Raw genomic sequence first — 15554 nt, forward strand, 5'->3', positions numbered from 1 at the left:
TTACGCAATCGGTTGCAATGGGTAGGCGTTCCGTTTGCATATGCAAATTTCGGGCACCCTGTCCGCCCCGGCAAGATCGAGGCATAAGCGCGCGATGAACACAGTTTCCGTCCTGTCCGCCACCGATCGGCAAAAATCGCTTCAAGCGGTTGCTCTGTTGGTGTTTCTGGTCATGGGTCTGTCGGGCGCGATGGGGCCAACGCTGATTCCGGCGATTCGCATCGTCTTTGGTCTGGGCCTTTCCTCGGCGATGACGGTGCAATGGATCGCGCTGGTGGTCAGCGGGCTTTCCTCGCTGATACTGGCGCAGTTGCTGCACCGATTTGGGGCAAAGGCGATGGTGCTGGCGGGGCTGGGGCTGATGGCGCTGGGCTGTTTGCAGGTGCGGCTGTTCATCGTTTCCCCCTTTGGCGTTGATGCGCGCTATGGGCTGATGCTGGCCTCGCTGGCCGTGATTGCACTGGGCACATCGGTGCTTCAGGTGGCCGCCAACCTGCTGGTGGTCCAGCTTGGCCCTGCGCGCACCGCCTCCTCGCGCCTGACGTTGGCGCAGAGTTTCAATTCGCTGGGCGTGCTGGTGGGTGTGTCGCTGGGCACAAACCTCGCGCTTAACGCCAAGGTCACGACGGCCCCGGCCATGACCTCGGGCATTGGTCAGGCCTATGGCTGGTCGGCGGCGATCAACGGGGTTGCGCTGGTCGCGGCACTGATGGTCGGAGCAACCGCGTGGTCCTGGTCGCGGCCTTCTGTGAAATCCGATACTGTTCAATCCGGCAACGCGCCGATCCGCGCGGCGCTTGGGTCCGGCTGGGCCTTGGCGGGGGCCGCAGGCATTGCCCTTTATGTCGGCGCCGAAGGTTCCATCGGCAGCATCCTGATCTCCTATCTTCACCAGAAATCGGTGCTTAATCTGACGCTTGAACAGGCCGGGCATTATCTGGGCTGGTTTTATTGGGGCGGCGCGCTGGCGGGGCGTCTTGGGGGCACATGGCTGCTCCATCGCTGGCCCCCGGCGCGCATGCTGGGCATCGCGGCGGGCGGCGCGGTAATCGCAAGCGCCCTTGCCGCGATGGGTTCGGGGTCGGTGGCGGGCTATGCCGCGCTGTCCATCGGCCTGTTCAATGCCATCATGTTTCCGGTCATCTTTTCGATCACGGTCGAACGCTCGGCGGCTCCTTCTGCGGCCGTTTCGGGCCTGCTCAGCACCGCGATTGCCGGAGGCGCGATCCTTTCGGTGCTGGTGGGGTGGACCGGAGAGCATTTCGGTTTTGCCCTTTGCTTTGTGATCCCCATGTTGGCCTATGGGCTGATCGCCTTGTTCGCGGCCTGCGGCTCCATCCTCCCCTCGGCGGATAAAGCGCCGCAGGATTCGCGAATGACCAGTTCGGTGGGCAACCTTTCGGAGCGCACCTGATAGCCTTCCATCATGCGCAGCAGTTTTGAAACCAGAAGGTTGCCGGCAAGGATCGTGTCCTGCCGGATGGTGGTCAACTGGGGGTGCGCAAGGCGGGCGGCCTCGCTGTCATCATAGCCGACGATGGCCACATCATCGGGTACACGCAATCCGCGTTCATGCAGCGCGCGCATGGCCCCCACCGCCACCAGATCCGACGAGGCGACGATCGCGTCGAACGGCACCTTTTGGTCGAGCAGCGCTTGCACCGCCTCGGTCCCCGCCTGCATCCCCGATGGCGCGGGGCGCAGAAAGGTGAGGTCGGAGGGCAGGCCCGCGCCCGCCAGCGCATGGCGAAAACCGGAAAGCCTTTCGGACAATTGCGCCTGCCGGGTCTGGGCCGTGGTGATCGGTGCTGCCTGTCCGATAAAGGCGATCCTTTGCCGCCCCAGTTTCACCAGATGGCTGGTCGCCTGCCATCCCCCTTCGGTATTGTTGCTGCCCACCGAGCAATAAAGCTGGTCGGGCGTTTCCACGCCCCAGACGACAAAGGGCCGCTCCCCCTGCGCCATCTGGTTCAGCCCGGAGTGAAACTGCGACTGGCCCAGAAAGATGATGCCGTCATAGGGATGGGTTGCCATAAAACGGGCCAGCGAGGCGTCATCATAGGGGGCCTGAGACGAGATCGAGAAATCCAGCCCATGGTCGCGCATGGCCGCCCCGATCCCGCCCAGCAGGTTGAGTTCAAAGGAATTGGCAAGGCGGCTGCCGCTGGGCAGCGCGACCGGCATGACCGTGCAGATAGAACCGCTGCGTTTGGGTTTTCGGGCGCGGGTTTTCGCTTTGTCCTGCGCTCCCTCGCGCAGAGGATAGCCCATCTCCTGCGCTATCGCGATAACGCGGGCCTTGGTGTCGGGCGTGATGGCGGGATGATCGTCCAGCACACGCGAAACCGTGGCGACAGACACGCCCGCCGCCTGTGCAACGTCGATCAGCCTTGGTCGCCGCCCGGATTGCACCCGATCATTCGCCATGGAAACGCAGCGACATAAAAAAGGCACGACGAATCGCGGAATCAGCCCAAAGGCACTTCATGGCATCCCCCCCTGTTTTGATGCATTCTTTAGCACCTGGCCCGCCCCGGTTCAAATGGCGAGCCGCGGGAGAAACCATGCCCTAGGCTAAACGCGGCGCGGCCCCCGCCAGAAACAGCAGCGTCACCGCCCTCGCCCTCTCCCGGATCGATGCCCCATCCACCGGAACGGCGCGCAGACCCAGCAGGGTTTCCTCATAAAGGCCGGATCTGATGGCATGGACCAACTGGCCTGCGGCATCGAGCGAGGAAAGGTCATCGCGCAGGCCCCGCCCCTTCCAGCGGTCAAGAAAATCCGCACATTCCTCGACAATTTTCTTGTGGCCCGATTGGTAAAAGATCTGCCCGGCGGATGCATCTGTTCCGCCGCAGGCGATGACGCCGCGATAGACGGCGATGGATTCGGGCTGAAGATAAAAGCTCAGAATCCCGGTCAGCAGGTTTTCCAACGCTTCTTCCACCGACGTGCCCTGTTCGGCCAGCGCCAGCTCCTGCATCGCGGTCTGCGCGGTGTCGAGCATGGTTGCCGCGATCAGCCCGTCACGCCCGCCGAAATATTTGGCCACCGTGGCCTTTGACCCGCCCGCAAGGCGAAGAACTTCGGCAAGGCTGACATTATGAGGCCCATGCAACAGCATCTGTTGCCGCGTATGCGCGATCAGCGCGGCGCGTCTTGTTTGCGCCGCATCGGCCTTGCTGACGCGGGTTTCGGCGCTAGTTTTGGGTTCCGGGGATCGTGACAAATACAGGCTCCGTAAAGGGCGTCGGCGGGTTTCCGTTCTGCCTGTAGCGCGATCCGCGCGTGGGGTCACGATATCGCGGTTGACTTGGCTCCGCACAAGTGTACCATCGGTACACATAAGCAAGGGAGAGGTCATAATGCCATTCATCCGCAACGCATGGTATGTCGCCGCATGGGACAGCGAAGTCACGGCCGAGGCCATATTGTCGCGCCACATTCTGGACGAAAAGCTGATCTTCTTTCGCCAGCCCGACGGCACGGTCACGGCGCTGAGCGGCGTTTGCCCCCATCGCTATGCCTCGCTGTCGATGGGGCGGCTGGAGGATGGCGCTGTGCATTGCGGCTATCATGGCCTTGGCTTTGACCGCACGGGGGCCTGCGTGCACAATCCCTTCGGCGCCCCGCCCAAGGGGATGCGGCTGCGTTCCTATCCGGTGGTCGAGCGTTTCAGCGCGATCTGGATCTGGATGGGTGAGCCTGATGCCGCCGACCCCGCGCTGCTGCCTGATTTCTCCTTCAACGATCCCGCCGATTATTGCGTTGGGCAAGGCTATCTGCTGGTTCAGGCCAACTGGGAACTGGAGGTCGAAAATATCCTTGATCTCAGCCATATCCAGTTCCTGCACCCCACCACTTTGGGCAGCAGCGAGGTGGCCAATGGCGCCTATGAATGGCATCAGGATGGCGAACAGATCTGGTCGAACCGTGATGTCTATGGCGAGATGATGCGGCCCGAACTGGCGGGGCCGATGGGCGTGCCTTCGGACCGACCGGTTGATCGCTGGATCCATACGCGCTGGGATGCACCGGCCAATCTGGCCATCTTTGCCGGCGCGGTTCCGGCAGGCCAGGATCGCGGCGGCGCGCCCGGCACGCCGACCGGCCATCTCTTCACCCCGGCCACCCAGGGCAGCACCCATTATTTCTATTCCATCGCCTTTCCCCGCTCCATGGGGCCGCAGGCCGAAATACTGGCGCGGACGCAAGTCGACTTCCTCAAAATGCCTTTCGAGACCGAGGACCTGCCCATGCTGGAGGAGCAGCAGCGCAATCTGGCGGGTCGGTCTCTGCGCGATGTCAAGCTGGGCTGGCTGCCGGGGGATGCCGCCGGGGCGCGGGCGCGCAACATACTCTATGCGCGGATCGACGCCGAAGCCGCAACGGCCCCCTCTTCCTGATCACCCCGCCAGCGCGCCGGGCAGAACTTGGCCGAAATAGGCCAGTTCGTCCGGCGTTGCCGTGCCCACGCGCATCCAGTTGCGATAGGCATCGCCCTCGAACAGGCGCACCTCTACGCTGCGCGTGGCCAGACGAGCCTGAAGATCGGCGGCGGGCATGCTGCAGTCGATATAGACAAAGGTGCCATCCGATTTCAGATAGCGTAGCCTGTTGGCCTCGCAGATCCGATAGATCATTTCGCGACATTGCTTCAGATAGGCAATCGCGCCCGCCAGATAGGCCGCATCGCCAAGGCAGGCTTGCGCGGCGGCCAGCCCCGCCTGATTGCGCGAGGTGGTGATGCGAGCGTTGAGCTGGCGGATGCGCTGGGGCTGGGCCAGCGTATAGGCGATGCGCAGGCCCGCAAGGCCATAGACCTTGGAGAAGGTGCGCGTGACGATGACATCATGCCCCTGCCCCACCAAAGACCCCATGGATTGCCGATGCGGATCGGGCGCCAGTTCGAAATAGGCCTCATCCACCAACACCGGCGCCTTGCGCGAGGCAGCGACGCAAAAGGCGCGCAATTGCTCGGGATCGGGGCGCAGGCCGGTCGGATTGTTCGGATTGCACAGATATACCAGCCGGGTTTCTGGTTTGATCGCACCCAGCATCGCATCAAGGTCGATATGATGATCGGCGCGCAGGTTCACCCAGTCGGTCTCGATCCCCTGCCGCGCGGCATAGGCCAGATGGGTGCTGTAAGTGGGCCGCGGCGCCAGCACGCGTCCGCCCGCCGCAATCGCCACTGTCAGCAGCGTCAGCGCATCGAGCGACCCGCTCGACAGCGCGATCCGGTCCGGGGGCAGACTTTCCTGCGCGGCGATCTTTTGCCGCAAGGCCGCCTCGCTATGCGGATAATAGGGCGCCTCTGCCACCGAGGCGATGATCGCCCGCCGCGCCGCCGGGCTGGGGCCGAAAGGATTTTCGGTCACGCCAAGGCGGGCTTTCACATCGCCGCTATGCTCGGGCTGGGGCGGCGGCATGGATGAGGGGGCAGCGGCCAGCAGACCGGGAGCCAGCAGGCCCCCGGCAGCAACCGGCAGAACGGAACGGCGAGTAATACGCATCAGAATTTCACATCCACACGGGCGTAATAATTGCCGCCATTGGTATCATAGGGCGTGTTGCGCGAATAGTTCAGGCCCCGGCTATATTGGAATAAGGCCTTTTGCGGATAGGTGTCGAAGATGTTCTCGGCCCCGACCCGCAAGGTGACATTGCGGTTCATCGCATAGGAAACCGAGGCATCGAAAAAGGCAATTCCGCCAAAGCGCTGGAAGATGTCGCCGGTCGAATTGCCGCTGGAGTCGGTATAGGCCCCGTAATAGCGCCCGCGCCCCAGCACCGAGATTTTGCCGAGCGTATAGGTGATGCTGCCCGTGGCATTATGCTGGGGCAGGCCCTGTTCGAACAGCGTCTTTTGCGTGGTGTTGCCCGCCAGAACGCCCGATGTCACCTTGGTCTGGGTATAGCTGTAGGCGACGGTGGCATCAAGGCGGCCGGGGCCGACCTGATGGTTATAGGACACCACGATGTCGATGCCACGCGTGCGGGTGTTATAGTCATTGGTGTAGAAGGAAATCGTGCTGTAATCGGTCGCCTGCGACAGGCCGAGCGCCAGAAGCTGGGCCTTGAGCGCGGGGATCAGCGTATAGGTGGGCGAGGTGCTGAAGCGCTTGTCGACCTGGATCTGATAAAGATCGACCGAGCCGGACAGGCCCCACGATGTCTTCCACACGCCGCCCGCCGTGATCGTGCGCGAGGTCGCCGGTTGCAGCGCCTTGCCGCCAAAGAACTGGGCGATGGGATTGGTGGGCGAGAGGCGGCCCGTGGTGTAAACCAGCAAGGTGTTGGTATCGAGGCCCTGACTGGTGCTGGTCGAATTGAGCTGGGCGGGCGTCGGCGCCTTAAAACCGGTGGAATAAGAGCCGCGCACCGCCAGCATCGGGGTGATCTCATAACGCGTGGCAAATTTGTAATTGAACGTGTTGCCAAAGCTGGAGAAATGCTCATCCCGAATGGCGGCGGTCGCGCTCCATTTTTCCGTAATCGGCGCAGTCACGTCCAGATACCCGGCATAGCTGGTCTGGCTCCACGCGCCCGCCTGTTGCGGGGTGAAACCGGGAAAGCCGCTCGCCCCGGCGGCAAGGCCCACCGCCGCCCCCGGCCCGACCGCATAGGAGGCATATTCGCCGGGCCGGATTTTGTAGCTTTCCACCCGCCGTTCCGCGCCAAAGGCGATGTTGAGCGGGCGGTCGAGGAAGGGCAGCGCCAGACGATAGACGCCGTCGGCATTCAGGTTGAATTCCTGCTGGACATTGCGCCCCAGATAGAAATTGAGCGGGCTGTTGGGGCCAAGCGAAGCGTTGATCGAATTGTCGAGATAGAAATTCGTCGCGTTCGAGCCATAGGAACCGCTGATGTCCCAGCTCAGATCGCTGCCCTTGCCGCCGCGCAGGCCGCCCACCATCTGGATATCGTCATAACGCACCCGCTCGCTGGGGGTGAACCCGGCGGGATAGATCGTGTTGAGGTTGAAGCCGGGATAGACCGTGGTGGTTTTGTACAGGTTGCTGTTGGTCGAAGGATTACGCCAGTTGATGTCGGACCAGCTCTTGCCGGTGCTGAATGTGCCAAAGGCATAGGCTTCGACATTGGCGCCGATGTTTTCCGCCGCATCCACCGCCATCCGGAACGAGCGCCCTTCCGGATTGCCCCAGCGCTGAACCAGCGAGGGCACCGCGATGCTGGGATTGGCGGCGGCAAAGGCGATGGCATCGTCGCGCTGATGCGAGCGCGAGGTAGCCTCGTTGCGGGCATATTCGCCCGTCACCACAAAATGGCCGCCATTGGGCAGGGCAAAACCGGCGCGTCCGCCCGCCTGCACCGAGGCGCCATCGCCCATGTAATATTGCGAGCCTTGAACAAAGGCCGAGAAACCGGGCTTGGTGTCCAAAATGATGTTGATGACGCCCGCAATCGCATCCGACCCATATTGCGCCGATGCGCCATCGCGCAACACCTCAAGCCGCCCGATGCCAAAGGTTGGGATCTGGGCAAGATCAGGGGCTTGCGACCCGCTGTTGATAAAGGATGAGCGGTGGAAACGCTTGCCGTTGATCATCACCAGCGTCATGTCGGGCGAGAGGCCATCAAGCGAGGCAGGGCGCACGAATTGCGGCCCGTCCGATGCGGGCAGGCGCTTGACCGTAAAGGCGGGCACCAATTGCGCCAGCTTTTCATGCAGCGTGCTGCTGACGGTGGAATTGACCGTCTTGCCGTTGAATGTGTCAATCGGGGCCAGCGCGGTAAAGCGGGTCTGGCCACTTTCGCGCGTGCCGGTCACGATGATGTCTTCGGCGGGAACCGACTGGGCCACCGCATCGTGGCGGGCCTCCTGCATGCCCAGAACGACCGTTTTGCCATCATCATTCCTGACCGTCAGCGCGCTGCCCGCGAGCAAGCGGGCCAGCGCGGCCTGACGCGACATATGGCCCTTGATCGGCTCTGACCGCATGGTGGCGATGGCGCCGCGCGGAAAGAAAATCTGCACCCCGGCCTGACGCCCGAATTCATTGAGCGCCTTGGCCAGAGGCTGGGCCGGAATGTCGAAATTCTGTTCTCCGGCGGCATAGGCCGGGGCGGCATAGATCGCGGGCGCAGCAAGAAGGGCCGCGAAAAGCGGCTTGCGGAAATCACGGGACATGAATGGAACCTCTTGGGGAAGGAACGGTGTATTGCGTTCTCGATCTTCAAGACGATTGAGCGCGCGCCCACCGCCAAGTCACAGCAAAAAAATTATCGCGTCAGCAGATAGGCCTTTTCCGAGACCGAGACATGGACGCCCAGCCCCACAGACACCGCATCGAGAAAGGCCGCCGGATCGTTGGAGGTGAAACGCCCGCCCACCGGAATGGTGGCCAATTCGGGATCGACGATGATGATCTTGCGCGTCAGGAAGCGGTTATATTCCTCGACCGCAAGGCCCAGCGTCGCCTCATCAAACAGGATTTCGCCCTGTTGCCAGGCGATGACAGCCTCAACCTGTGCGGCGGAGAGATGGCGCAGGGGCGGCTGTTCGGGCGAGAGGAGCAGGCTTTGAAAGGCGCCGATGGCCTGCCTGCCCGCCTGCGCCTGTCCGCGCAGCACCAGCAGATCGAGCGTATCGCCGCGCAGCCGCGCGTCAAAGCGGCCCGGCGACAGCGACACCTGTTGATCACGGCCATGCAGGATGGCCCGCGCGCCGGGGCACAGGTCGATGGCGACCTCGCCCCGCTCCACCCAAAGCGTGCGTTCATCCCCGGAAAACCGCCATGCGAAGCAGGAATCGGTGTTGAGCGCGGCGATGCTGCCATCGGGCAGGCGCAATTTGCAATGCCCGCCAATGGGGGCCGAGGCGCTGCTCCATGCATAGGCGCGCGTGGCCAGCCCACCCACGCCCAGCGCCATGGCCAAAGCACCGCCGCCTGCCGCGCGCATGAAACCACGGCGCGACGAAGGGACAGATGCAAGATCGCCCTGCCCTTCAAACGCCTCATAGGCGGCCAGCGCCCGGTTGAAGGCAATAGCATGGGCCGGATCGGCGCTGCGCCACGCCTCGAATTCCGCTTCATCCAACGCGCCGAGAGCGAACCGGGCGACCCATTGCGCGGCAGCGGCTTCCGGGGCCATCGGAGTTCTTTCGATCGGGGTCATGGTCGTTAGACGAGCGGGCGAGGGAAAACCGCCAAGTTTGCAAAGGATGGGCGAACTTTATTCGACCATCGCACTTTCGCCCGCCTCTTCGGGCTGGTCATAATCGGTTCGCCGCCTTGGCTCCAGCGCGCGGGTGATCAGTTCGATGGCCCGCGCAAGCCGCTTTTCCAGCGTGGACAGGCTCAGGTTCAGATCGGCGGCAATCTGGCGCGGCGATTGCTCCTCGATCCGTCGGCGGACGAAGACCGTTCGGCACCGCTCGGGCAACTGGCCCAGCGCCTGCTGGAAATCGCTCATCGCTTCGCGCCCTTCGGCTATCTGATGCGGATCGGGCGCATCCTCGGCCAGTTCCATATGTTCGGCATCGACAATCTGGCGAAAATCAATGATCTTGGACCGGCGCATCCGCTCGATGGCCAGATTGCGCGCCGTCCGCAACATAAAGGCCCGCGTGTTGGTGATCGCCGCCCACCCCTCGGTGGTCAGCATCCGGGCAAACACATCCTGCACCAGATCGCGCGCATCCTCCCCATTGCCGCACAGCCGCATGGCCATGGCCAGCAGCGCGCGTTCATGCGGCAGCACCTCGTCGATGAACCAGCGGTCTATGGGGCGAACGGCGGACACGATCACTCTTGTCAGGAACGAAACACGCCGCTCCGATAAGAGCCGGTCATGTCATTTCCGCGACAATGCGATCAGAACTGCCCGCCTCAAAGCGCCTGCGCGATCCAGGCGGGCGGATGGAGCGCCGCATCGCCGACATCAACGACCTTGCCATCGCGGAGGCGGATCGCCTGTTTCATCGGCCCCAAGGGCGACGACCGGACGATCATCCGGGGCTGTCAGAACTGGGATTATAAGGCAATCCATGCGAATATTGCATCAGGAGGTTGCCCATGAACACCGACCGGATCGAAAAAGAAATCGTCCTTTATGCCTCGCGCGAAAGGGTGTGGAGCGCGATCAGCGATCCCGCCCGGTTCGGAACATGGTTTGGGGTGGAGATCGAGGGAGCCTTCATCGCCGGACAGGATGCGATTGGCGCGATTGTACCGACCAAGGTGGATCCCGATGTCGCCCGCATGCAGGAGCCCCATCGCGGGGCCGCCTTCCGCATCCATATCGAAGCGGTCGAACCGATGCGCCTTTTCTCCTTCCGCTGGCACCCTTTCGCCATTGATAAGGCACGTGATTATACGGCAGAACCTGCCACGCTCGTCCGCTTCGAACTCTGCGAAGCGGAAGAAGGCGTACTCCTGCGGATCACGGAAACCGGTTTTGACCGGCTTCCGGCGGAGCGGCGCGACGCCGCTCGCAAGGCCAATGATGGCGGCTGGGAGCATCAGACCAAACTGATCAGCCGCTATCTCGACCTCTACCCGGATGCCGACGGTTCGGCAGGGACGGCGCAGGGCTGAACTCAACCAGCCCCGCCTTCCTTCAAAGCTGCCGCCAGCGCGCCCAGCCAGACCGCCACCCCAACCGCCCCCGGATCGGGATGGCCCAGCGTGCGATCCCCCAGATAGCTGGATCGGCCGCGGCGCGGGGCCATGGCGCGCGTTGCCTCGGCCCCGGCCAGCGCCGCGCCATGGGCCGCATCCAACCGCGCGCGCGCATCGCCCGCGCCCTGCGCAAGGGCCTGCGCGGCGGGCACCAGCGCGTCGAGCATCGTGCGATCCCCCGGCGCCGCCCCGCCCAACTCCATCATCCCATTGCAGCCCGCCTGCACAGCCCGTGCCCATGCGCTGACATCGCCTGCTTCCTGTTCCTGTGCCATGGCCAGCGCCGCGCGCAGCACGAACATTGCGTAGAGCGGCCCCGAAGTGCCCCCCACCGAGCGGCGCAAAAGCGCGGAAACCTGCGCCAGCGCGCGGGCGGGCCGCGTCAGATCGAGCGTATCGAAAGCGCGCTCCACACTGTCCGCGCCGCGTGCCAGACTGATGCCCAGATCGCCATCGCCCACTGCGCTGTCCAATTGCGTCAATTCCGGCTCGGCATGGCGCAGAGCAGCGATCACAGCGCGAATGGCCCCGCCGAAACCGGCCTGCTGCGCTGCATTGGCCCATGCCGGGCCGCTCACCGCTTCCTCCGCCCCATAATCGGGCGCGGCCACCTCGGCCATCGCGCCCGGAATGGTCGGCGCGCTCCATGCCGAAGCCGCGCTAGGGGCCAGCAGGCGCCGCAACCGCGTGGCATCGAGCCGCATCAGCGAGAGCGAACAACCCGCCATTTCCAGCGCGCTCAGGAAGGTTCCGCAATGGACGCTGCGCACGCCAATTCCCTGCCGCGCCAGATTGCGCAGGGCAAAGCGCGCGGCGATGGCCAGTTCGAGCGCAGGCGTGCCGCCCAGCCCGTTAACCATCAGCGCCACCTCCTCGCCCGGCAACAGCTTGCCATGGCGCAGGATCGCCTCCAGCGCGGGCTCCAGCATGGCATCGACCGGACCGATGGTCGCGCGCCGCACGCCGCTCTCGCCATGGATGCCAAGGCCGAATTCCACCTCATCCTCGCCCAGTTCGAAACCCGCGCGTCCGGCGGCAGGCATCACGCAGGGGCTCAGCGCCAGCCCCATCGAAAAGACATTGACCGCCGCCGCCTGCGCCTCGGCCAGCACCCGCGCCAGCGGGAGCCCCGCCTGCGCCGCCGCGCCCGCGATCTTGTGGACAAAGATTGTGCCAGCGATGCCCCGGCGCCCCACCGCCGCATTGCCATCGCCAAGGGCCACATCATCGCCCACCACGACCATCTCCACCGGTACGCCGCGCGTGCGGGCGATCTCTGCGGCAAGGCCGAAATTCAGCCGGTCGCCGGTGTAATTCTTGACGATCAGCAATACGCCCGCAGGCCCGCCGACCGTCAGGATTGTCTCCAGCACCGCATCGACGCTGGGCGAGGTGAACACCGGCCCGGCGACGGCGGCGGTCAGCATACCCTCGCCCACATAACCGGCATGGGCGGGTTCGTGCCCCGATCCGCCGCCCGACACGATAGTCACCCGGCCCGCATCGCGCAGCGCCGCATAATCGGCCCGGATCACCACCGTCTCGCCCGCCAGACGCAGCAGCCGAGCATCGGCCAGAACCAGTCCCTCGATCATCTCGTCGACAACATGGGCCGGATCATTGATCAGTTTTTTCATGGCATTTCCTCTCACGGAACAGTTTTAAACAGCCTTGCCATATCCGCGCCGGGCCGACGCGATCAGCGCAAAGGCCAGCACCGAGGCAATGCCCGTCACCAGCGCCAGCGAGCGCCCCACGGCCAGATCGGCGGCAAACAGATGATCGGTGGCCAGCGCCACTAGCGTGGGGCCAAAGCCCAGCCCGATCAGGTTGATGGCAAACAGGTACAGCGCCGTCACCTGCCCCCGGTATTCATTGGGGGTGATGGCATGCAGCGCGGCGGGCGCGATGCCGGTGGGCACGCCCAGAAAGAAGCTGGTCCACGCCAGCGCCGCCAGAGACACCGCAGGCGTGGCCCCCAGCCCGACAAAGGGCACGACCGGAATAACCGCCAACATGCCCAGCAGCGAGGCGCGCAATGGTCCATCGGCGAGGCCCGCCGCCGTCATCCGGTCGGCCAGCCAGCCGCCAGTCAAGATACCGCCGCAGCCCGCCGTCAGCAGCACCAGCCCGTAGGCCAGCGCAATTTCGGCCGCCGCCCAGTGATGCACCCGGATAAACAGCGAGGGCACCCATGCCGACAGGCCATAGCTGATGATCGAATTGACGCCGAAACCCACCACGATGCAGCCGATGGTGGCGGCCCGCGCACGGAAAAAGGCGAAGGTCTGCGCAAGGCCGGGCATGGTCTGCCCTGCGCGCTCCCTGCGCGGCGGTTCGCGCAGCAGCAGCATAAGCGCGGCCACCAGCAGGCCGGGCAGGCCCACAACCATAAAGGCCGCCTGCCATGGCCGCACTGGCCCGGCCAGCGGCATATCGATCATCGTATGGCCCGATGTGGCCGTCACCGCCATGCCGCCCAGCACCAGCGCCAGGCCGGACCCGACAAAGACGCCCATTGTATAGACACTCATCGCCCGCCCGCGTTTGGCGGGGGCGAAACTGTCCGAAATCAGCGAATAGGCAGCGGGCGAGAGCGTGGCCTCGCCCACACCGACGAAGATGCGGGCGACGAAAAGCTGGGTGAAATTCTGCGCGAAACCGCAGGCGACCGTGGCCAGGCACCACAGCACCATGCCCCCCACCATCAGCGCCTTGCGGCTGCCCTGATCGGCGCGGCGGCCCAGAAACAGGCCCAGAAACGTGTAGAAAATGGCAAAGGCGAAGCCGTGCAGCAGGCTGATCGCGGTATCGTCCAGCCCCAGATCGGCCCGGATCGGCTGAACCATCAGGCTCAGGATCTGACGATCGACAAAGGCCACGGTATAGGCGAGCAGCAGCAAGGCGATCACCAGCCATGCCCGCAATGGGGGCGGATAGGCGGCTTCCTGCATCACGCGCGCTCCAGCCGGACGGGCAGGCTGGCAAGACCGCGCAGCCAGTTGATGCGCTGCCATTTGGCCTCGCCGGTGATCTCGATGCGGGCCACCTTGCGCGCGATGGTCTGGATCAGCACATCGGCCTCAAGGCGCGCCATCATCTGGCCCACACAGGCATGGATGCCAAAGCCGAAGGCCAGATGGCCGGAGGTCTTGCGGTCGATCTGGAATATGTCGGGCTGTTCCCACTGGCGCGGGTCGCGGTTCGCGGCCGCGATGAACAGGATGACTTTTTGCTCGGCCCCGATGTTCACGCCGCCAATCTCCGTCTCCCGCGTGGTGGTGCGCCCGATATAGGGGCTTGGCGCCTGATAGCGCAGCCCTTCGTCAAATGCGGCGCGCGCCAGCGAGGGATCGGCGCGCAACCGCGCCCATGCATCGGAGGATTGAGCCAAAGCCTGCAAGGTCAGCCCTATGCCGTTGATGGTTGTGTCCATGCCCGCCGAAATGAAGATGCGCACCAGCAGGCCCGCTTCCTCCTCGGTGATCTCGCTATCGTCGGCGGCAACAAAGATGGCTGCGCCCAGCGTATCGGGCGCCACAGCCTCGCGGCGGCAATTTTCGACCACCCAATTCATGATCGGTTCGGCGCGGGCCAGCGCGGCGCGGTACAGCTCGTTCTTTTCACCCATCGCGTTGAAATTCAGTTCGGAATAGATGAGCAGGTTGCGCCGGTCCTCTTTGCGAAACCCAACCGCATCGGGCAGGGCGGCAAAGGGAAAAGCCTCGGCCAGATCGACGGCCAGATCGACTTCGCCCTTTGCCAGAGCGGCATCAACGATCCGCTCGGCGGTGTCGGCGAAATCTTCGCGCAGGCGGCGCAGCACCGCAGGCGAGAGGATGCGGTTCATGATCCGGCGATATTTGCCATGCTGGGGCGGGTCGTTTTCCAGGATCAGGCTGGGCTGGCGCCAGTTTTCCTGCCGCTTGATATTGGTGAACCCCGTGCCCGAGGCCGAGGAAAAGGTCTGCCAGTCGGAAAACACGGCATGGACATCGGCATGGCGCCCCACCGCCCAGACATTATGGCGCGTGAGATAAACCGCAGGAGCGGTCTCGCGAATCAGCGTGTCGTAATGGTCGGGGTGGGCCATTACTTCGGGCGAAAAAAGGTCGAAATCGAGCGTGGGCGCGCAAAGGGCGCCGGTGGTGGGAGCGTCTGTCATGGCGGTCCTGATTCAGATGGGTGATATGGCCGTGCGGATCGGGCAGAACACGGTGCGCGATTTTTGCCGCGCTTTGGCATTCCTCTCGTCCATTAGTTTACATGGCAACCAAGTCGTGTCAATCGGCAGGCTCTGGTCCCGCTTGTACTCTGCGCCGGAAACGCGCAAAAAGGGGCATGACCGACCAAGCCCAATCCGCTCCGCGCGCCGCCTCTTCTGCGCGCAAGGTGATCGACCGCCATCTCTATGTCCCGCATTATCTCGTCGTTCTGGCCAATGGCATGGAGCGCTGGCAATCGCGCATCTATCTCAAACATTTCGGCATCGGCATCAACGAGGCGCGAATCATCACCGTAGTGGCCCATTCGGGCTCGCTGACGGCGGCCGAGATTTCCGAAATTCTCGTTATGAACAAGTCTATTACGAGCCGTTCCATGCAAATTCTCGAAGGGCGCGGGTTGGTCAGCATCGGTGAGGCCAAAAGGTCGCGCCCGATTGCCCTGACCGAGGAAGGCTATGCCTTGCACGACCGTATCGTCTCGGTCGCGCTGGCGCGTGAGGCTATGTTGCTCGACGGTTTTTCGCCCAATGAAAAGACCATTGTGCTGGGCTATCTGGCCCGGATGTTCAGCAATCTGGAGCTGGCCAATGGCATCGACCCGCTGGAGGCCGAGCGCGGCCTGATTGATCCGCTTGATCGAGCGCGTTGACATTGGTTGCTAAATAAACCACAAAGCATC

The 15554-nt window shown here is 63.8% G+C and carries 13 protein-coding genes and 1 pseudogene; 5 read left to right on the forward strand and 9 right to left on the reverse strand.

Translation table 11 applies throughout. From position 1 onward, the window contains the following. Window positions 1-94 precede the first annotated feature (94 nt). Entirely contained in the window at window positions 95-1414 is a 1320-nt protein-coding gene (locus tag GGR38_RS02810; RefSeq protein WP_183622452.1) for an MFS transporter, read from the forward strand. Here the strand turns inward: GGR38_RS02810 and GGR38_RS02815 are convergent. Together GGR38_RS02815 and GGR38_RS02820 are read right to left on the reverse strand one after the other, a co-directional pair. After that, the gene (locus GGR38_RS02815) at window positions 1300-2427 is read right to left on the reverse strand and encodes a LacI family DNA-binding transcriptional regulator (RefSeq protein ID WP_183622454.1); all 1128 of its coding nucleotides are present in this window, start codon (window positions 2425-2427) and stop codon (window positions 1300-1302) included. The genes GGR38_RS02810 and GGR38_RS02815 overlap by 115 nt on opposite strands. A gap of 142 nt (window positions 2428-2569) precedes the next feature. Then, window positions 2570-3229: a TetR/AcrR family transcriptional regulator gene (locus tag GGR38_RS02820; RefSeq protein ID WP_183622456.1), complete on the reverse strand. Its 660-nt coding sequence runs from the start codon at window positions 3227-3229 to the stop codon at window positions 2570-2572. A 136-nt stretch (window positions 3230-3365) separates the two neighbouring features. Here GGR38_RS02820 and GGR38_RS02825 point away from each other — a divergent pair, with 136 nt between their 5' ends. After that, window positions 3366-4406 carry an aromatic ring-hydroxylating oxygenase subunit alpha gene (locus GGR38_RS02825; RefSeq protein ID WP_183622458.1) on the forward strand — a complete coding sequence of 347 codons (1041 nt, stop codon included), beginning with the start codon at window positions 3366-3368 and terminating at the stop codon, window positions 4404-4406. On the opposite strand, the gene GGR38_RS02830 is transcribed toward GGR38_RS02825, so the two are convergent. From GGR38_RS02830 to GGR38_RS02845, 4 genes are all read right to left on the reverse strand, one after another. Beyond that, window positions 4407-5516 (reverse strand): pyridoxal phosphate-dependent aminotransferase, encoded by a 1110-nt coding sequence (locus GGR38_RS02830; protein ID WP_183622460.1) that lies wholly within the window; start codon window positions 5514-5516, stop codon window positions 4407-4409. It abuts the gene before it with no gap. Next, on the reverse strand, window positions 5516-8155 hold the full coding sequence (locus tag GGR38_RS02835) for a TonB-dependent receptor (protein ID WP_221226977.1): 2640 nt from the start codon (window positions 8153-8155) through the stop codon (window positions 5516-5518). Before GGR38_RS02835 ends, GGR38_RS02830 begins: the two co-directional genes overlap by 1 nt. Window positions 8156-8247: 92 nt before the next feature. Further along, a complete protein-coding gene (locus tag GGR38_RS02840) occupies window positions 8248-9120 on the reverse strand; it encodes a FecR family protein (protein WP_183622462.1) in 873 nt (290 codons plus the stop codon). Window positions 9121-9201: 81 nt separating this feature from the next. Further along, complete coding sequence (locus GGR38_RS02845; protein WP_183622463.1) at window positions 9202-9771, reverse strand: sigma-70 family RNA polymerase sigma factor; 570 nt, start codon at window positions 9769-9771, stop codon at window positions 9202-9204. A gap of 101 nt (window positions 9772-9872) precedes the next feature. On the opposite strand from GGR38_RS02845, the pseudogene GGR38_RS24080 reads away from it, so the two are divergent. Continuing rightward, window positions 9873-10007, forward strand: a pseudogene (locus tag GGR38_RS24080) (DUF1348 domain-containing protein); the annotation flags it as partial. A 36-nt stretch (window positions 10008-10043) separates the two neighbouring features. Continuing rightward, window positions 10044-10565: an SRPBCC family protein gene (locus GGR38_RS02850; RefSeq protein WP_221226978.1), complete on the forward strand. Its 522-nt coding sequence runs from the start codon at window positions 10044-10046 to the stop codon at window positions 10563-10565. A 2-nt stretch (window positions 10566-10567) separates the two neighbouring features. Here GGR38_RS02850 and dhaL read toward each other — a convergent pair whose 3' ends face one another. The 3 genes from dhaL to GGR38_RS02865 are packed head-to-tail and all read right to left on the reverse strand — an operon-like array spanning window position 10568 to window position 14814. Continuing rightward, a complete protein-coding gene (dhaL, locus tag GGR38_RS02855) occupies window positions 10568-12286 on the reverse strand; it encodes a dihydroxyacetone kinase subunit DhaL (protein ID WP_183622467.1) in 1719 nt (572 codons plus the stop codon). A gap of 24 nt (window positions 12287-12310) precedes the next feature. Then, entirely contained in the window at window positions 12311-13603 is a 1293-nt protein-coding gene (locus GGR38_RS02860; RefSeq protein ID WP_246404216.1) for a spinster family MFS transporter, read from the reverse strand. Beyond that, window positions 13603-14814 carry a cytochrome P450 gene (locus GGR38_RS02865; RefSeq protein ID WP_221226979.1) on the reverse strand — a complete coding sequence of 404 codons (1212 nt, stop codon included), beginning with the start codon at window positions 14812-14814 and terminating at the stop codon, window positions 13603-13605. The genes GGR38_RS02860 and GGR38_RS02865 overlap by 1 nt, the downstream gene beginning before the upstream one ends. 176 nt (window positions 14815-14990) lie before the next feature. Here GGR38_RS02865 and GGR38_RS02870 point away from each other — a divergent pair, with 176 nt between their 5' ends. Next, the gene (locus tag GGR38_RS02870) at window positions 14991-15524 is read left to right on the forward strand and encodes a MarR family winged helix-turn-helix transcriptional regulator (RefSeq protein WP_183622471.1); all 534 of its coding nucleotides are present in this window, start codon (window positions 14991-14993) and stop codon (window positions 15522-15524) included. The last annotated feature ends 30 nt before the right edge of the window (window positions 15525-15554 follow it).

Origin of the sequence: Novosphingobium sediminicola (genome assembly GCF_014196525.1) — a bacterium.
GTDB lineage: Bacteria > Pseudomonadota > Alphaproteobacteria > Sphingomonadales > Sphingomonadaceae > Novosphingobium > Novosphingobium sediminicola.